This is a genomic window from Paraburkholderia sp. BCC1886 (genome assembly GCF_900996245.1).
GTDB lineage: Bacteria > Pseudomonadota > Gammaproteobacteria > Burkholderiales > Burkholderiaceae > Paraburkholderia.
The window spans coordinates 16,239-33,174 of record NZ_CAAJGK010000054.1; the positions used below are offsets into that span (position 1 = coordinate 16,239).

Consider the following 16,936-nt stretch of genomic DNA (forward strand, 5'->3'; position numbering starts at 1 on the left):
TGGACCTCGTTCAAGGCGATTGAACGTGGTGGGCTTTCCGTTGCGTCAGGTTGCGGCGGGCTTCGCCTCCCGCGCTTCTATCGGAAAAACGGCCGGTTCGCTCGATACGATCTTCACGCCATTGATCGTGATGCTGCCGTTACTTTCCATGACCAGCCGCGCCGCCCCGCAAGTCAGACTGATTTGGGTGGCCGACGTCAGTGCGAAATCGGCGCCGACTTCGACGCTCTGCGCGCCGGCCACTTCCGTCTGCTGTCGACCGGACACGACCCGGTATTCATTGCCTCCGACCGACGTGCTGCGATTCGCCAGCACCGAATGGGTCTCGTCGTTCTCCACCTCGGTGCGCAGATTGCGCTCCGCCTGAATCCACAGTTCTTCGGCGCCCTGCCGGTCTTCGAAACGGATGGCGTTCGCCGTGCCGTAGTGGCCTTTCAGCGAGCGCGTCAGCATGCCGCTCTGCGTGGCGTTCGCCGGCAAGTCCCACGGCGGCATGGTCAGCGCGTTGTACACGCGCCCCGTGACGATCGGCCGGTCAGGGTCGCCGTTCTCGAAATCGACGATGACCTCGGTGCCGACGCGCGGCACGTTGATCGCACCGAAATGGCTGCCGGTCCAGGGATAGGACACGCGCACCCAGCAGGACGCGTCGTGATCGCACACCGGCGAGCGGTCCCAGTGAAACTTGAGCTTCACCCGTCCGTACTGATCGGTCCAGATTTCCTGTCCGCGAGGACCGACGACGATCGCGGTCTGCGGACCGCTCGTGCGAGGTTTGGGCACATTGCGGGGCGGCCGGAAGACGGCCGTCGCCGGCTGCACCTGGAACTCGGTGACGAAACCGAATTCGCCCGAACCGCTCGACGCGCCGGTTTCGGTCGCCGCGAAGCGCGCACCGATGACCAGATACTCGCGATTCCCGTTGGCCTTCGGATAACCGGACAGCGTGAACGTGGTTCCGCACACCACGTTGCGGACCTGGCCGCGTCCCCATGACCGGCCGGCGTGGCAGCGGACTTCTTCCATACGGAGTTTCGCCACGCGTTCGCCGTCCACCACGTCCGTATAGTCGCCCGGCCATTCGTAACGTTCCAACGCATGATGAGCGCTTGCGCGAACCGAAGTGCTCCGTGCCGAGAGGTCGGCCTTGGGGTGTTCGAAGTCGAAATCGTCGGTCGTCCAGCGATCCGGCTGCAGGCTTTCGGCTACACGGAACGCGTCGACGTATTCCCGGTCGATGTCGTGGCCGGGCGGGCGATAAGCCAGCGTCTGCCAGGCGGCACTCTGCACCGGCTTGTGGGCACCGACGTGATCCACGAGCACGAGGCGCTGAACGCCCTGCGAATGCTCGAAGAACCAGTAGATGCCGTGCTCCTGCATGAGCCGCTGAATGAACGCAAAATCCGTTTCGCCGTATTGCACCTGATAGGTCAGGTTCGGGTAGCGCACGCTCAAGCGTTTGTCGTGCAGGTAAAGATACGGTTTCAGCACCTCATCGATAATCTCGACGACCGTCTTGTGCTGGAAAATCCGGTAGTCCGATCGTTGATCGGCGAGATAAAGCCAAGGCCTCACGATCGCCTGGTAATGGCACTGCCGGCTTCTCTGCTCGACGAACCGCGCTTCGGTGACGAGGCCGCTGATTTCGCGCGTGGTGGGTTCGCCTGGGTTCGTCCCATCGAGCTGGATCGATACCGTTAGCTCCTTGCCGAGCATCGCCGTGAGGTCGAGATTGGCCGCTTCGTCGTCCGGCTGAGCAAGCGCGGGTGTCGTCAGCAAGTCCAGCGTATAGCGGAAAATTGCCGACAGATTTTCATGGCCGTCGATTGCGCTCAACTGCAACGCGGCCTCGCCGCTCGCCAATAGCGGTAACGCGGGGCCGCGGACGGTGACGGTGCGGCGCGGTGAAGACGTCGGCCACCTATCCATCACAGCACTCCGCGCGTGCCCGCACGCACCGGCCAAAGAGCGATGCGTCCTCGTTGCGTCGAGCGCAGTTCTGTTTGCGTGAACGAGACGGTCGAAACGTGACGCGCGAGATAGTGCTCCAGAATCAGCCCGAATAGATATGGGCTCGTGCCGTGGAAGGCCGCCTCGTCTACGCACAATGCGCATTCGATCCCGCGGCCGATTGCGAGCAGTCCATTGCCCGGCAATTTGCGAGTGACCGCCCGCGTCTTTACGCCGACGATACTTTCCACCTGACGACGATGCGCGTCGTCGTCGCTTGTCAGGAAAAGTCCCAGCAACTCACGCAGCCCTTCACCCGGCAGCCGCCGGCCGGAATCGTCGAGCGCCAGATAGTCGAGTTTCAGTTGGCCGATCAGCCGCCACGCCGCGTCCCGCTCCGCCAGCGGCGCGCGCGGCATCGACGGCGGCCGGATCAGTCCGACGCTCTGAAGCGGTGCGGAACTGGCCAGCAGAAGATCGTCGATACCATCGCGCGGCAAGGACAGCGGTAGATCGCGATTGGTCACCCAGGCGCTCGCGGACAGATAGCGGAGGTTGCCGCGGTAGGGCGCTTCGTGCCGGTCGGTCAACGACACGAACGTTTGCGTGTCGATGTGGCGCGTGCGCACGTCGCGAGGGCGGCCGGTCTGCGAACCCAGTTGCCGCTCGCGACGCAGCGAGAAGTATGCGTCGTGGTGGCCGGCGCCGTTGCCCAGCGCTTCGTATAAAGGTTTGAATTGGATCGCCGCGGAAGCCCCCGCAAGCTGGCCGCTGAGTCCGTTCACGGAGAAGACTTCATAGTCGGACGGCGCCTGGCGATCGGGGATCATCAGGAATTCATGGGCGTGAGCGCCTACCTCGATGCGGTCTATCTCCTTTGCGAACAGATTGATCACCGGCGTGCAGAACAGCGCGAAACAGCCAGCGTCGACCTGATTCGCGAGCGCGCCGTGCAAACGGTCGAGCAGCACGACGATCTCGACCTCCGGTCCCTCGATACGTCGAAGGCCTGTTGCCAGCCCCGTCAACGTGAAGAAATAGAAACGGTCGGCACACGCGAAATACTCGTGCAGCAGATTGTGTCCGTGGAATTTGGATGACACGAGCGGCAACAGACCGTGCTCTTCACCGAGACCTTCATGCACCACTGCATGCGAAGTCACCGCGGTCAGCACCGCGCTCTGCGCACCGAACGCACCTTGCGCACCTTGCGCACCCTGCGCACCAATCACCGACGCCACACTTCCCGTATGCAACAACTCGAAAAGATGCGACACCACCTGAACGTCTCCCGCCAGATAAACCGGCAGGCGGTCGAGTCCCTGCAAACTTCCAATCGCGCTACCGTTCGTCGTGCGCAAGCGCAGCCGAAGCGCGCCACGCACCGTCACGTTCGCGGGCACGTAGCGGTCGAGCGCGGGAATGTCGGGCGGCACACCCGTAAGTCGCGCGGCGACGATCTCAAGCGGATAAAGCGTGACATCCTGACTGCTACGAAACTTGCAGACGGTGTTTTCGCCATCGACCCTGCGCGACTTGAACACCGTGCCGCGTGCAAGCGTGAAGCCCTCGACGAGATTCCCTTCGGTCCGGCTCGGGTACAAGCGCGACACGGCGATGGATGGCGTCGGCGCCACGTAATTTGGATACACCACTTCGAGCATGCGCTGCGTCAACTGCGGAAAATCCGCGTCGAGTTCGAGCCGCATGCGCGCGGCCACCAGACTGAACGATTGAAAGAGACGCTCGACATACGGGTCCGCGACTTCACCCGCTTGCATCGGGCGCATGCCGAGTCGGCTTGCGATCTTCGGATGCGCTTCGGCGAACTCGCCGGCGAGCTCGCGCAGATACATCGACTCCTGGTTGTAGTAGTCGAGCAGTCGGGGATCCATGCGAAGGCTCCAGTCGTTCTACACCCGCGTGATCGGGCTAGCTGCGCAAGAGTCTACTGGATGATTTAAGGCCTTATTTTTTGGGATATCCCGCAATTAGGACCGAGCGCCGAAAACAACGCGAACAATAAAAAACGCCACGGACCGAGGCTCCGTGGCGTTTTTTCAGAAGCTATCGGGCAACGTTTATTGCGCGTTCTTTTTCTGCAGCGCGTTAGCCGACGCCACTGCCGTCATGTTGATGATCCGGCGCACCGTCGCAGCGGGCGTCAGGATATGCACCGGCTTTTCCGCGCCGAGCAGGAACGGTCCGACCGTCACGCCTTCGCCGCCAATCATCTTCAGCAGGTTGTACGTGATGTTCGCCGCTTCGACGTTCGGCATGATCAGCAGGTTGGCTTCGCCGGTCAGCGTCGTGCCGGGGAATGCCGCCTTGCGAACCGCTTCGGACAACGCCGCGTCGCCGTGCATTTCGCCGTCGATTTCGAGCGTGGGTGCGCGCTCGCTAATCAGCTTGCGCGCAGCCGCCATGCGTTGCGACGACGAGGAAGGCGCGCTGCCGAAATTCGAGTTCGACAGCAATGCGACCTTCGGCGTGATACCGAACTTTTCGATTTCGCGCGAAGCCAGCAGCGTCATGTCGGCGAGCTGTTCGGCGGTCGGCGTTTCGTTCACGTACGTGTCGCAGATGAACAGGTTGCGCCCTTGCAGCATCAGCAGATTCATTGCCGCGAAGTTCTGCACGCCGTCGGCCTTGCCGAGCACCTGCTCGATGAACTTCAGATGCGTGTGGTACTGCCCGATCATCCCGCAGATCATGCCGTCGGCTTCGCCCAGACGCACGAGGATCGCGCCGATCAACGTGTTGAACTTGCGCATCGCGGCTTTTGCGACGTCCGGCGTCACGCCTTCGCGCGCGCCCAGTTCGTGATACGCCTGCCACGATTGCTGGTAGCGCGGATCGTCCTCCGGATCGACCACTTCGAAATCTTCACCGCACTTCAGCTTCGAGCCCATCTTCTTCAAACGCATCTCGATTACCGACGGACGACCCACCAGAATCGGCTTCGCAATTTTCTCCAGCAACACGAATTGCGCGGCGCGCAGCACGCGCTCGTCTTCACCTTCGGCGAACACGATGCGCGCCGGCTCCGACTTCGCCGCGGCAAACACCGGACGCATGACCATGCCGGTGCGATACACGGTCGTGCCGAGTTCTTCGCGATACGCATCCATGTCCTGGATCGGACGCGTGGCGACGCCCGAATCCATCGCGGCCTGCGCGACCGCCGGCGCGATCTTGATGATCAGACGCGGATCGAACGGCTTCGGAATCAGATACTCCGGACCGAATTCGAGCGAGTGGCCTTCATAGGCTTTCGCGACTTCATCGCCCTGATCGGTTTCTTCGGCGAGTTCGGCGATCGCGCGCACGCAGGCGAGCTTCATCTCTTCGGTGATCGTCGTGGCGCCGACGTCGAGCGCGCCGCGGAAGATGAACGGGAAGCACAACACGTTGTTCACCTGGTTCGGATAGTCCGAACGGCCGGTCGCGATGATGCAATCGGGGCGTACGCGCTTTGCGTCTTCCGGACGGATTTCCGGTTCCGGATTCGCGAGCGCCAGGATCAGCGGCTGCGTGCCCATCTCGACGACCATCTCCGGCTTCAGCACGCCGGCGCTCGAGCAGCCGAGGAACACGTCGGCGCCGCGAATCGCGTCGGCGAGCGTGCGGGCTTCGGTATTGGCCGCGTAACGTTCCTTCGACGGATCGAGATTGCCGCGTCCTTCGTAGATCACGCCCTTCGAGTCGGTGACCAGCACGTTCTGCTTCGACAGACCGAGGTTCACCAGCAAATCCAGACACGCGATAGCGGCGGCGCCCGCGCCCGAACACACGAGCTTCACTTCGTCGAGTTTCTTGCCGACCACTTTCAGGCCGTTCAGGATGGCCGCGGACGCAATGATCGCGGTGCCGTGCTGATCGTCGTGGAAGACCGGAATCTTCATGCGCTCGCGCAGCTTCTTCTCGATGTAGAAGCATTCCGGCGCCTTGATGTCTTCGAGGTTGATGCCGCCGAGCGTCGGCTCGAGCATCGCGATGGCTTCGACCAGCTTGTCCGGATCGGTCTCGGACAGTTCAATGTCGAACACGTCGATGCCGGCGAACTTCTTGAACAGACAACCCTTGCCTTCCATCACCGGCTTGGCCGCGAGCGGGCCGATGTTGCCGAGGCCGAGCACCGCCGTTCCGTTCGTAATCACGCCGACCAGGTTGCCGCGCGAGGTGTATTTCTGCGCGTCGAGCGGTTCGTCGTAGATCGCCATACAGGCCGCGGCCACGCCCGGCGAATAAGCCAGCGACAGATCGAGCTGGTTCGACAGCGGCTTGGTCGGCGTGACGGAAATCTTGCCCGGCTTCGGATTCTGGTGATAGGCGAGAGCGCTTTGCTTGAGTTGTTCGTCCATTGTTTGGCCTGAAGAACGTGAAAGAAACGTGAAAACAAAGAAGAGAAATTAGGCCCGGCTTCCAGCAGCGGTGCGTACCGTCGGCGTCGCATGCATCGATCGGATGGATGGTCGACAGAGGCGGTTTATCGCGGGCGCCGGTTCGGCGCGGCGTCGAACCTCGGCGGAGGGCAAGACGGTGCGGAAGTGCTGCGCGGGGCAGTTAGTGTACCCCTGAATGCAGCGCCGGAAAGAGCGGATAGCCGATCCTCACCATCGGCGAAACGCCCGCTGGCTATGGTGCAGCGCCGCATAGCGCGGCACTGGCGCGGCACTCGCGCGGCGCTTCGGCGGACGCGAATCCGGTGTATCGGCAGTTGCCGGAACGCGGTGCCGCTGAACTCAGTCGAGTTCCGCGCCGCGGCGTTCGGCGATCAGAAACAGCGTCGCGAAGATGTCGAGCAGATAGATGCAGGCGAGCAGCGCGAGCGCGGCGCTGAACGAATAACGGGCGGCCAGCGCGCCGACTACGACCGGTCCAAAGCCGCCTACGGCCCGGCCGATGTTGAAGAGCACGTTTTGCGCGGTCGCGCGGGCGTCGGTGGGATACAACTCGGAGATCAGCGCACCATACCCGCCGATCATCCCGTTGACGAACACGCCCATGGCCGCGCCGCCGATCAGCAAAGCGCTCGGCGTGGTCAGATGCGCGTAGACGAAAACCATCACCAGTGCGCCCGCCTGGTAGAACAGAAACGTCGGCTTGCGCCCGAAGCGATCCGCGGCGACACCGAACAGCCAGATGCCGCACGCCATGCCGAGCACGGTCACGGCCGTCCACAAGCCGGATTTCGTCAACGAATAGCCGAAGGTCTTCGACAGATAGCTCGGCAGCCAGATCATCAGCCCGTAGTAGCCGAAGTTCTGCACCGAACAGAGAATCGCGATGCCGAGGCTCGCGCGCGCGGTACGGGCGTCGGCGACGAGACGCCTGAGCGGCAGCTTGCGTGCGCCACGCGCCGCGCGCTCGGTGAACAGCGCCGGCTCTTCCACGCGACGGCGCACGAAAAAGGACACCACGGCGGGCAACAGTCCGAGCGCGAACATGCCGCGCCAGCCGATTAGCGGTAACAGCAGCGGCGTGAGCAGCGCCGCGGCCAGCACGCCGAGTTGCCAGCCGAGTCCCACGTACGACGACACGCGCGCGCGTTGCGCGGCCGGCCAGGCTTCGGCCACCAGTGTCATGCCAATGCCGAATTCACCGCCGAGCCCGATGCCGGCGATGGTCCGATATGCGAGCAGGTCCGGGTAGCCCTGCGCCAGCGCGCAGAGTCCGGTGAAGACCGCGAACACGAGGATGGTCCACGTGAGCATCCGTACGCGCCCGAAATAGTCGCTCAACACGCCGAAGATCAGGCCGCCCGCGACGGCACCGATCAACGTCCACGTCACCAGCGAGCCGGCTTGCGCGGAACTCAGATGCAGGTCGGCCGCGATCACCGGCAGCATGAAGCCGAGGATCAGCAGATCGAAGCCGTCCATCGCGTAGCCGAGCACCGCGGCGAGCAGCGCGCGGCCCGCGTAGCCGCGCCGGGCTGGCGCAGCGCTGTGGGTGGAGGAGGAAGCGGTGTTCATCGAAAGCCATCCGTAGGGCAAGGGGACGGCAACGCAGAGCGAGCGCCCGGGAATTTCGCGTGAGTGTAAAGGCGGGCCTTGCCGGTCACAAGCCGACCAAAAAGCGGCTCGGGAAGCTGGCTCGACCGCGGACGGGAGCGCTCGGCCCGCCGACGGCGACCGCCGTGTGCCTGGCCAGCCCGCTACCTCGGGCGTGCCTCTTTCAGGTAAAATGCCCGCCTACGCGCGCAGCAAACCGGCCTGCACTTCCCGGCCGACCGTGACACCTGGCTGCGCCACCGGGCCTTGCGCCCGCTTCTCCCCGCTTACACCCAAGGATTCGCCCATGACAGGCTTCGATCGCCAGACGATCTCCGACACGACCGCCAAGATGCTGCTGGAAGTTCAGGCAGTGCACTTCAACGCGGAGAAACCGTATATTTTCACGTCCGGCTGGGCAAGCCCGGTGTATATCGATTGTCGCAAGCTGATCTCCTACCCGCGCGTGCGTCGGGGCCTGATGGAGATGGCGGAGACCACCATCCTGCGCGACGTCGGCTACGAGCAGATCGACGCGGTCGCCGGTGGCGAGACCGCTGGTATCCCGTTCGCGGCATGGCTCTCCGACCGCCTGATGGTGCCGATGCAATACGTGCGCAAGAAGCCGAAGGGCTTTGGCCGTAACGCGCAGATCGAAGGTTTGCTGACCGAAGGTCAACGCGTGCTGCTGGTCGAAGACCTGACCACGGACAGCCGCAGCAAGATCAACTTCATCAACGCGCTGCGCACCGCCGGCGCCACGGTGAATCACTGCTTCGTGCTGTTTCACTACAACATCTTCAAGGAAAGCGTGTCCGTGCTGAAAGACATCGACGTCGATCTGCACGCGCTCGCCACGTGGTGGGACGTGCTGCGTGTCGCGAAAGAAAACAAGTACTTCGACACCAACACGCTCGACGAAGTCGAAAAATTCCTGCACGCGCCGGCCGAGTGGTCGGCGGCGCACGGCGGCGCTAACGCTACGCCGCAGTAAGGCTGCGCGAAATCTGCTGATCCGCTGAATCCGCAGTACGAAAAAGGCCGCCTGTCTCACGACAGGCGGCCTTTTTTTGCCGCGGCGCGCTGGAAAAGTGCGCGCTCAGGAGCCGCCGGTTTTTCCCGTCACCGAATGCGACGACAGGTTCATCAAGCCATTACTCTGCGCGTACTGGAACAGTTCGGAGTCGCGATCGATACCGAGTTTGCGCATCGCCGTGTTCTTTTGCGTGCTGATGGTTTTGATGCTGCGGTTCAGTTGCTCGGAAATTTCCTTGATGGTCATGCCCGATACGAACAGCCGCACCACTTCGAGTTCGCGGCGCGACAACATCACTTCGTCGTTCTTGCCACCGGAATTCATGCGCAGCGCATCGAGCGATGCCTTCACCGATGGGCTCATATATTCGAGATGACGGCTGACGTGTTGGACGGCCAGTCCGATATGACTGAGATCGTCCGACTTGTTGACGACCGACGTGACACCGAGTTCGCTCAGGCGCTTGAGGAGCGCGGCGTTCTCCAGCATGGTCAGGACGACGATGGGAAGCTCGGGGAAATTGCGCCGCAGATAACCGATGAGAGGTAAGCCGTCGCCGTACTGGCCGCCCGGCATGGCAAGGTCGGTGACGAGGACGTCGCAGGCCACGGTCTGCAGCACCTTGACCAGTTCCGTCGACTGCCGTGCACGCGCCACCACCTGAAGACCGGGAAACTTGAGCAAGGCCTGCTCGGCGCCGAACAGAATGACGGGATGGTCGTCGGCGACCACGACCCTGACGGGATCTTGCATTGCCCTCCCCTCTACAAATGAACCGCTCTCCAGAACTTCTAGCATTTCTATTCTTTGATACTCAAACCTGATCGGATACGCGGCGGAAGACGCGCGGACAATTCCTCCGACTATAGCCGATTTCGCCTCATCCAATCCTTGCAATTGCTAACAATCATCGATCGGAGAGCTAATGTTCGACAGGATTCGACCGCGAGACACAAATTAGGGACAATAAACCCCCACGAGGACGTCCGCCTCGCGCCCTGACAGGAGAACCGGCACATGCACTTGCATTGCCTGCACGTTTCGCTGGCATCGTCGTGCCGGCGATGTTTGCCGCGTACGGGGCTCGGGCTGTCGTTCTCCCGCCCGTCGTCCGCTATCTGCAGCCTGCTGGGACTTCTTCTGCTGGCCGCGTCCGGCGCTCCGGCATTCGCCGACAGCGCATTCGCGGTGAGCAGCGCCAGCGTCAAAGCCGGCGGCACGCTCGACACCGCTCAGGTCTTCAACGGCAACGGCTGCAAAGGCGGTAACCGTTCGCCGCAACTCAGCTGGCGTAACGCGCCGCCAGGCACTCGCAGCTTCGCAATTACCGTGTTCGATCAGGATGCGCCCGGCCGCGGCTGGTGGCACTGGGCGGTCGCGGGCATTCCCGCCGGCGTCGGCAGCGTGCCCGAGAACGCGAGTTCTTCGGGCTTTCTCAAAACGCTCCACGCCGTCGAAGCGCGCAACGACTTCGACAGCGACGGCTATGGCGGTCCGTGCCCGCCGCCGGGCAAACCGCATCGCTATGTCATCACCGTGTATGCGCTGAACTCGGCCGATCTGCGGCTCGCGCAAGGCCGGCCGGCTTTGATGTTCGATCACGAAATCAGCACCGTCGCCATTGGCCACGCGCAAATCGTGGTCAACTACGGACGCTAGCCCCCCTCTCTCAACCAGTTGCTCACTCCCGGAGCGTCCCATGTCGAAAATCGTCATCGTTTATCACAGCGGCTATGGCCATACGAAGAAAGTCGCCGAGGCCGTGCTGGCCGGCACGCTCGAAGCCGGCGCCGACGCGCGGCTTTTGCCCGTCGGCGAAATCGATGACGCCGCGTGGGCGGAGCTGGCCGGCGCCGACGCCATCGTCTTCGGCTCGCCGACGTACATGGGCGGCCCGTCCGCCGACTTCAAGAAGTTTGCCGATGCCAGTTCGAAACCGTGGTTCGGCCAGACGTGGAAGGACAAGATCGCCGCCGGTTTCACCAATTCGGCGACGATGAACGGTGACAAGTTTTCGACGATCCAGTACTTCGTCACGCTCGCGATGCAGCACGGGATGATCTGGGCCGGCACCGGCATGATGCCGTCGAACACCAAGGCCGCGACGCGCGACGACCTGAATTACGTCGGCGGCTCGACCGGCCTGCTCACGCAATCGCCCGCGGATGCGACACCCGAGGAAGCGCCGCCGGCCGGCGATCTGGAGACCGCACGCCGGTTCGGCGCGCGGGTGGCCACCGTGACGGCGCGCTGGATTGCGGCGGCGAACTAAGACGGCAGCTCAAGCGAGCGAGGCGGACCGGGCAAGCAAAGAGCAGCCAGCCGCCGGCCCGCCGTGCGCTGCGGTATTGTCTTTATCGGCATGCATCTGGCGTGCAACCGGTCACGCCGATGTCACTTTCGGCGCGCATCGTCGTTTTTTCACCCGCTTTTTCACTCCCCGCCGCACGGTTGCCGCCATCAGGTCTTAAAATACCGTTCCGGCGCCGCGTCGCGCCCCGTTTCCAGCAAGCCAGTGAGATCGAGATGAGCACGAAAGTTTTTGTCGACGGACAGGAAGGCACGACCGGCCTGAAGATTTTTGAATACCTGTCGCAACGCGCCGACGTGGAAATCCTGCGTATCGAAGAAGCGAAACGCAAAGACCTCGACGAGCGCCGTCGTCTCATCAACGCATCGGACGTCACGTTTCTGTGTCTTCCCGACGTCGCCTCCCGCGAATCGGCTTCGCTAGTGGAAAACGATCGCACCGTGCTGATCGACGCCAGCACCGCATTTCGCACCTCCGCCGATTGGGCTTACGGGCTGCCGGAACTGGCGCGCTCGCAACGCGAGCGGCTGCGCACCGCCAAACGCATCGCCGTGCCGGGCTGCCATGCATCGGCCTTCGTGCTGGCCATGCGGCCGCTGGTCGAAGCCGGTGTGGTCGCGCCGGACTTCGCTGCCCACGCTTATTCCATTACCGGCTACAGCGGCGGCGGCAAGAAAATGATTGCCGACTACGAAGCCGGCGGTAACGAGAAACTGAAAAGCCCGCGCTCCTACGCACTGGGCCTTACGCACAAGCATCTGCCGGAAATGGCCGCTCATACGGGCCTGAAATCGGCGCCGGTCTTCACGCCCATCGTCGGGGATTTCTACAAGGGGCTCGCGGTCACCACGTTCTTCTCGCCCAGCCAACTGGCCAAGAAGACCACGCCGCAAGACGTGCAGACGCTCTTCGCGGAATACTACGCGGGCGAAGCCTTCGTCCACGTCGCGCCGTTCGATGCAGAAGCCAATCTGGACAGCGGCTTTTTCGACGTGCAGGCAAACAACGACACTAACCGGGTCGACCTGTTCGTGTTCGGCAATCAGGAGCGCTTCGTGACCGTCGCGCGTCTGGACAATCTGGGCAAGGGCGCGTCGGGCGCGGCCATCCAGTGCATGAACCTCGCCATTGGCACCGCTGAAGAAACAGGCCTGAACCGATAGGTCGAACCGCCAGCACGAATCCGAAAACGGGCGGCTAACTCGCCGTCGATTCATACGCAAAGCCGGTCCTCACCAGACCGGCTTTTCTGTTTTAAAAATCCATTATTCAATCCGTGATTCGCGCCTTTAGTCGGTATTAATCCGCATTACTTCAAATAGAAAAATCGGATCGCGCCGACTGGCACGGTAATTCGTTCACTTCAAAAACCCGCTCAGCATAGTTTTCCGCCTAGGGAAACTCCTTATTTTTTAGCGAACGGTCGTTCGAAGATGATAGAGCCATTTTGCTGAATCGCTTACCTGGCAAGGGTGTGCGGGGATGCAACGGGGTCGGGTTTTCACGCATGAAAGGCTTCTTTGTTTAAAAGGCCGGGGAACGTCCGCCTGGTGCGCTTGCGGATAAATTCCGCTGTTTGAATCGTTCTTTTTAGACGGCTCATTCAATTGACAGGCATTAACCACACGGCGAAATTAGCTCGCACAATTACATGAAGGGAGACAGCAGCATGTCGCACGCTATTACTCGAGGTCTGGCATTGGCCATTGCCACGGCTCCATTACTGATTGCTTGCGGCGGCGGCAAAGCCAGCGATCCCGCGCCGATTAATACGCCGCAATGCTCGGGTGCGAGTTGCGGCCCGCAAGGCGCGCCGACCCCAGCTGCGACCGACACGTCGCTGTGTCCTGCCACGGCCGATATCGGCAACAGCACGTTCCTCGGCGGTGCGGGTAGTGGCGAGGTCGTGCAGTTGAATATCAATGCCACGGCGATGACCTACACGCTCAAGTGGCTCGAGTCGCCCGTTCCGTTGCGCACGGGTTCGGTGACCCCGAGCCGCGCGGGTACGACCATTACCGGCGCGGTCATTCACCCGCCCACCGGCGCGCTGCCGACTGCCGAACAGACGCGCTGTGCGTTCATTCTCGGCGCCGGCACCGGCACCGGCGCCGGCGACGGTCAGCCATACACGACACCGGACTACACCAACAACCCGAATCCGCCGATGATCCTGGTCGGTCTGGGCGGCGTGGCGGGCGGCGGAATTCCGGGTGCGGATATCGAGTTCGACGGGTTGAACATTCTCCCGCCGGTCATCGTGAACGTCGGCGCCGTGCCCGCACGTCATTTCGACTTCTACCCGTTCCTCGGCTTCGCCAACACCACCACCGATATCACCAAACTGCCGGGCACCTATAACGGCCTGCTTTATCACCTGGTTCCGTCGGGCGCCTATGCCGCGGCTGCGACCAACACCGTCGAAACCTTCGACGCGAGCGGCACCTGCACCAGCAGCAACACCGCTACGACCGGTTACTCGCCGAATGCAGGCGGCTGCCTGACCACGGGCAACCCGCTGGTGCTGAACAGCAACGGCTACTTCGACAGCACGGCGGCACCGCAGATCAGCACGCAACTCGCGCTGCCGCTAGTCGGCGCCAGCGGCAAGAGCGGCACGGCGCACATGATCATTGGCCAGGTCAATGGCGCCACCGTGCCGCTGGTCATCCGGACCGGTTACATCAATCTCGGTACGGCACCGCTGCACCTCGACGCTCAGGTCGACGACGAATCGGGCATCGCCATGCTGGCCACGACGGCAACGCCGATTGCATCCGGCGGATTCGACGGCGGCTACGTCGGCGCGGACTCGAACTTCAGGACGACCGCGACGCTGATTCAGGGCAACGTCGGCACGTTCATCAACCCGAGCACGTCGGCAGCGGAAAGCGGTTTCGGTATTGCTTACGGTCTGGCGAGCCCGGGTCTGATGGGCGTGCAGGACACCAACGGCGCCACGGGTTTCGCCATCGCATCCGGCGGCCTCTACGCGATCGAGATCCAGGGCACGGAAAACGGCGGTGTTGCCGCAACGTCCGCCAACTCGGCCACATCGAGCGTCCCCTACTTCGGCATCGGCGCCCAGATCAGCAAATAACCGGCAAACCCGACGGCGACCCGCTCGCCGTCCGGGATATCAAAAAAAAGTGGCCGGATTGGACTCCGGTCGCACACAAACGAGAAATTCTGGAGGTCGTATGAAGTTGAGAATCGTGTCGGTGCTCGCGCTTGCAGCGCCGTTGCTCGGGGCATGCGGTGGCGGCGGTGGCGGCGATGGTCCGGTGACTGAGGTGCGGCTGTGTCCCGCCTCGCTCGACTACACGACGGTATTCACCGGCGGCGGCGCCAGCGGCGAGCTGGTCAAGCTGCAACTCGATACGACCAAGATGACCTGGCAGGTCAACTACGTGCAATCGCCGATTCCGGCCGCCGTCGGCACCGTCTCGCCGACCCGCGCCGGCCAGACCGCGAGCGGCACGCTGACTCAGGAAACCCTCCTGCCGACCAACAAGCTCAACCAGTGCGCGTATCGCCTGAACGGCGCGAGTCTCGATGCCAGCCGTCCGGCGCGGATTTTCGTCGGCGAAGGCGTGGCGGGCGGCACGATCCCCGGTGCGGAAATTTCGTTCGGCGGCATTCTCGGCGTCGGCGCCGTGCCCGACACGACGTTCCCGTACTACCCGTTCATCGGTTTCTCGTCGGTCGAGACGAATATCGCGAATGTGAAGGGCACGTACAACCAGGTGGGTTATCACCTGATTCCGTCGCAGAGCTTCGCGCCGGTCAAGGTCGATTCGACGATCACGATCAACGCGGACGGCTCCTACTCCGAGTGCGACAACTCGGGTGTCAATGCGGGCAAATGTCAGCAGCCGGGCACGAACTTCGTGAATGCGACCGACACCAGCGGCGCAACCGTCAGTGCATTCGAAACCGACAAGTTCCTGGGTCAGGGCACGCCGACTCTGGCGACTACGCCGAAGGGTCGTGGCTACATGATCGTCGGCAAGCTGAAGGGTCAACTCGTGCCGATCCTGGTTCGGGCGGGCGCGGCGAACGCGTCGATCACGACGCCGGTGAACGGCGAGATCGGTCCCTACGCCGACGACGAATCGGGCATTTCGATTCTCGCGCCGCAAGCCACGATCGCTTCCGGCTCGCAGAACGGCGAGTACATCGGCGTGGATAGCCAGTTCGACTACCGCACGACAGCGCTCGAAGGCGCGCAAGCGACCCTGCTCGATCCGTTCAACGCGTCGCAAGCCTCGCTTGCGACGGCGCTGAACCTGGACTACACGCAAACCGTGCCGGGTGTCGTTACGACAACGCAGGTCGGGGCATCGACGGGCACCACGCCGACCGGGAAGATGATTTTCTCGGGTGGCGTGTTCGGCTACCTCGATATCACCAACGCGGCCTCGCCGTACTTCTCGATCGGCGCCTTCGTCCAGTAAGCGGCGCAGCCAGGCCGCCATGAATCGACGCGGCGTTCGCGTCCCGGCTGCGGCGCACCGCGGCAGCCGGCTGCTCATGGCGGCGTTCACAGCGTCGCCGACAGCAGCGTTCTCAGATTATCCAGCGCAGCGGCAGGCCGACACCCGCCAACCGCCGCTGCTCGCCGCACGCGATGAGCGCAGCGAGTGACTCAGGAGGAACACGATGAAAAAACTCACTTTCGCGATACTGGCTGGCTGCCTGTCGGCCAGCGCGTACGCCCAGCATGCGGGCGACAACGTCGCCGTGCTGGGCTGGTTTCACGTCATGCCGCAGGACTCGAGCACGGCATTGACGACCAACGTCGCACCGACGCCGATCAACACACCGTTGCGACTGCCCAACTCGTTCACGTCGGCCGGCACCGGTCTGTCGACGAATAACGCCGATACCGTCGGCCTGACGTTCAGCCACTACCTGACCGATCACATCGCCGTGACGACCGTGGCGGGCGTGCCGCCCGTATTCAAGATTTACGGTACGGGGACGATCCAGCCGCCCGGACCCGCGGGCGCGCTCGGCCAGCAGAACCTGGGCGACCGCCAGACCAATCCGATCGTGAAGAGCGTGCGCCAGTGGAGCCCGGCGATGCTGCTGCAGTACTACTTCAACGCGCCGACGGCGAAGTTCCGGCCTTTCGTGGGTGTCGGCGTGTCGTACAACTGGTTTTCCGACGTGCAGTTGAGCCCGGCGTTCATCCAGTCCACGCAGAACAACCTCGGCGCCGTGCTCGCCGCCGGCGCCGGCAAGCCGGGACAAACGCAGATTTCCGCGAAGGCGTCGTCGTCGTGGGCGCCGGTTTTCAACGTGGGTCTCGCATACAACATCACCGATCATTGGGGTCTGGTGGCGTCGGTGACCTATATCCCGCTGAAGACGACGTCGTCGGTGATCATCAAGGCAGCGGACGGCTCGGAGCTGGGTGTGTCGAGAGCGGATCTGAAGGCGGATCCGATCATCTCGTTCCTCGCGGTGTCTTATAAGTTCTGATCGCGATCGATGCTGTTGATGCAAAAAAGCCGGCGGCCCTTGTGGAAAGGGGCCGCCGGCTTTTTTTCGCTGTGCGCAGGTGAAAAATTCGGGGCAAAAAAAAGCCCGCCTAGTTTGGCGGGCTGAATCCATATCAGAGGAGACATGGAGGAGACA

General features: G+C 62.8%; 12 protein-coding genes. 7 read left to right on the forward strand and 5 right to left on the reverse strand.

The annotated features are described in order from the left end of the window. Positions 1-45: 45 nt before the first annotated feature. The 4 genes from FQ746_RS21040 to FQ746_RS21055 all read right to left on the reverse strand — a co-directional run bounded on the left by FQ746_RS21040 (position 46) and on the right by FQ746_RS21055 (position 7,928). Positions 46-1,929 (reverse strand): type VI secretion system tip protein TssI/VgrG, encoded by a 1,884-nt coding sequence (locus FQ746_RS21040; protein WP_144111585.1) that lies wholly within the window; start codon positions 1,927-1,929, stop codon positions 46-48. Beyond that, positions 1,929-3,845: a type VI secretion system baseplate subunit TssF gene (tssF, locus tag FQ746_RS21045; RefSeq protein ID WP_144111586.1), complete on the reverse strand. Its 1,917-nt coding sequence runs from the start codon at positions 3,843-3,845 to the stop codon at positions 1,929-1,931. Before tssF ends, FQ746_RS21040 begins: the two co-directional genes overlap by 1 nt. 186 nt (positions 3,846-4,031) lie before the next feature. Continuing rightward, positions 4,032-6,314 (reverse strand): NADP-dependent malic enzyme, encoded by a 2,283-nt coding sequence (locus FQ746_RS21050; protein WP_144111587.1) that lies wholly within the window; start codon positions 6,312-6,314, stop codon positions 4,032-4,034. Positions 6,315-6,695: 381 nt separating this feature from the next. After that, entirely contained in the window at positions 6,696-7,928 is a 1,233-nt protein-coding gene (locus tag FQ746_RS21055; protein WP_144111588.1) for an MFS transporter, read from the reverse strand. A gap of 325 nt (positions 7,929-8,253) precedes the next feature. Between FQ746_RS21055 and FQ746_RS21060 the strand changes: the two genes are divergently transcribed. Then, positions 8,254-8,940, forward strand: coding sequence for an orotate phosphoribosyltransferase (locus tag FQ746_RS21060; protein ID WP_144111589.1), 687 nt, complete (start codon positions 8,254-8,256; stop codon positions 8,938-8,940). Between the two features lie 105 nt (positions 8,941-9,045). Here FQ746_RS21060 and FQ746_RS21065 read toward each other — a convergent pair whose 3' ends face one another. Further along, positions 9,046-9,735 carry a response regulator gene (locus FQ746_RS21065; RefSeq protein ID WP_144111590.1) on the reverse strand — a complete coding sequence of 230 codons (690 nt, stop codon included), beginning with the start codon at positions 9,733-9,735 and terminating at the stop codon, positions 9,046-9,048. Between the two features lie 315 nt (positions 9,736-10,050). Between FQ746_RS21065 and FQ746_RS21070 the strand changes: the two genes are divergently transcribed. From FQ746_RS21070 to FQ746_RS21095, 6 genes are all read left to right on the forward strand, one after another. Then, positions 10,051-10,641, forward strand: coding sequence for a YbhB/YbcL family Raf kinase inhibitor-like protein (locus FQ746_RS21070; protein WP_409932414.1), 591 nt, complete (start codon positions 10,051-10,053; stop codon positions 10,639-10,641). A 40-nt stretch (positions 10,642-10,681) separates the two neighbouring features. Beyond that, positions 10,682-11,254: a flavodoxin family protein gene (locus FQ746_RS21075; RefSeq protein ID WP_144111592.1), complete on the forward strand. Its 573-nt coding sequence runs from the start codon at positions 10,682-10,684 to the stop codon at positions 11,252-11,254. Positions 11,255-11,508: 254 nt separating this feature from the next. Continuing rightward, positions 11,509-12,456, forward strand: a complete 948-nt coding sequence (gene argC, locus FQ746_RS21080) for an N-acetyl-gamma-glutamyl-phosphate reductase (protein WP_144111593.1) — start codon at positions 11,509-11,511, stop codon at positions 12,454-12,456. Between the two features lie 506 nt (positions 12,457-12,962). Beyond that, positions 12,963-14,393 (forward strand): DUF2957 domain-containing protein, encoded by a 1,431-nt coding sequence (locus FQ746_RS21085; RefSeq protein ID WP_144111594.1) that lies wholly within the window; start codon positions 12,963-12,965, stop codon positions 14,391-14,393. Positions 14,394-14,493: 100 nt separating this feature from the next. Continuing rightward, positions 14,494-15,750 carry a DUF2957 domain-containing protein gene (locus FQ746_RS21090; RefSeq protein ID WP_144111595.1) on the forward strand — a complete coding sequence of 419 codons (1,257 nt, stop codon included), beginning with the start codon at positions 14,494-14,496 and terminating at the stop codon, positions 15,748-15,750. Between the two features lie 205 nt (positions 15,751-15,955). Then, positions 15,956-16,780: an OmpW/AlkL family protein gene (locus FQ746_RS21095; protein WP_144111596.1), complete on the forward strand. Its 825-nt coding sequence runs from the start codon at positions 15,956-15,958 to the stop codon at positions 16,778-16,780. Positions 16,781-16,936: the final 156 nt, after the last annotated feature.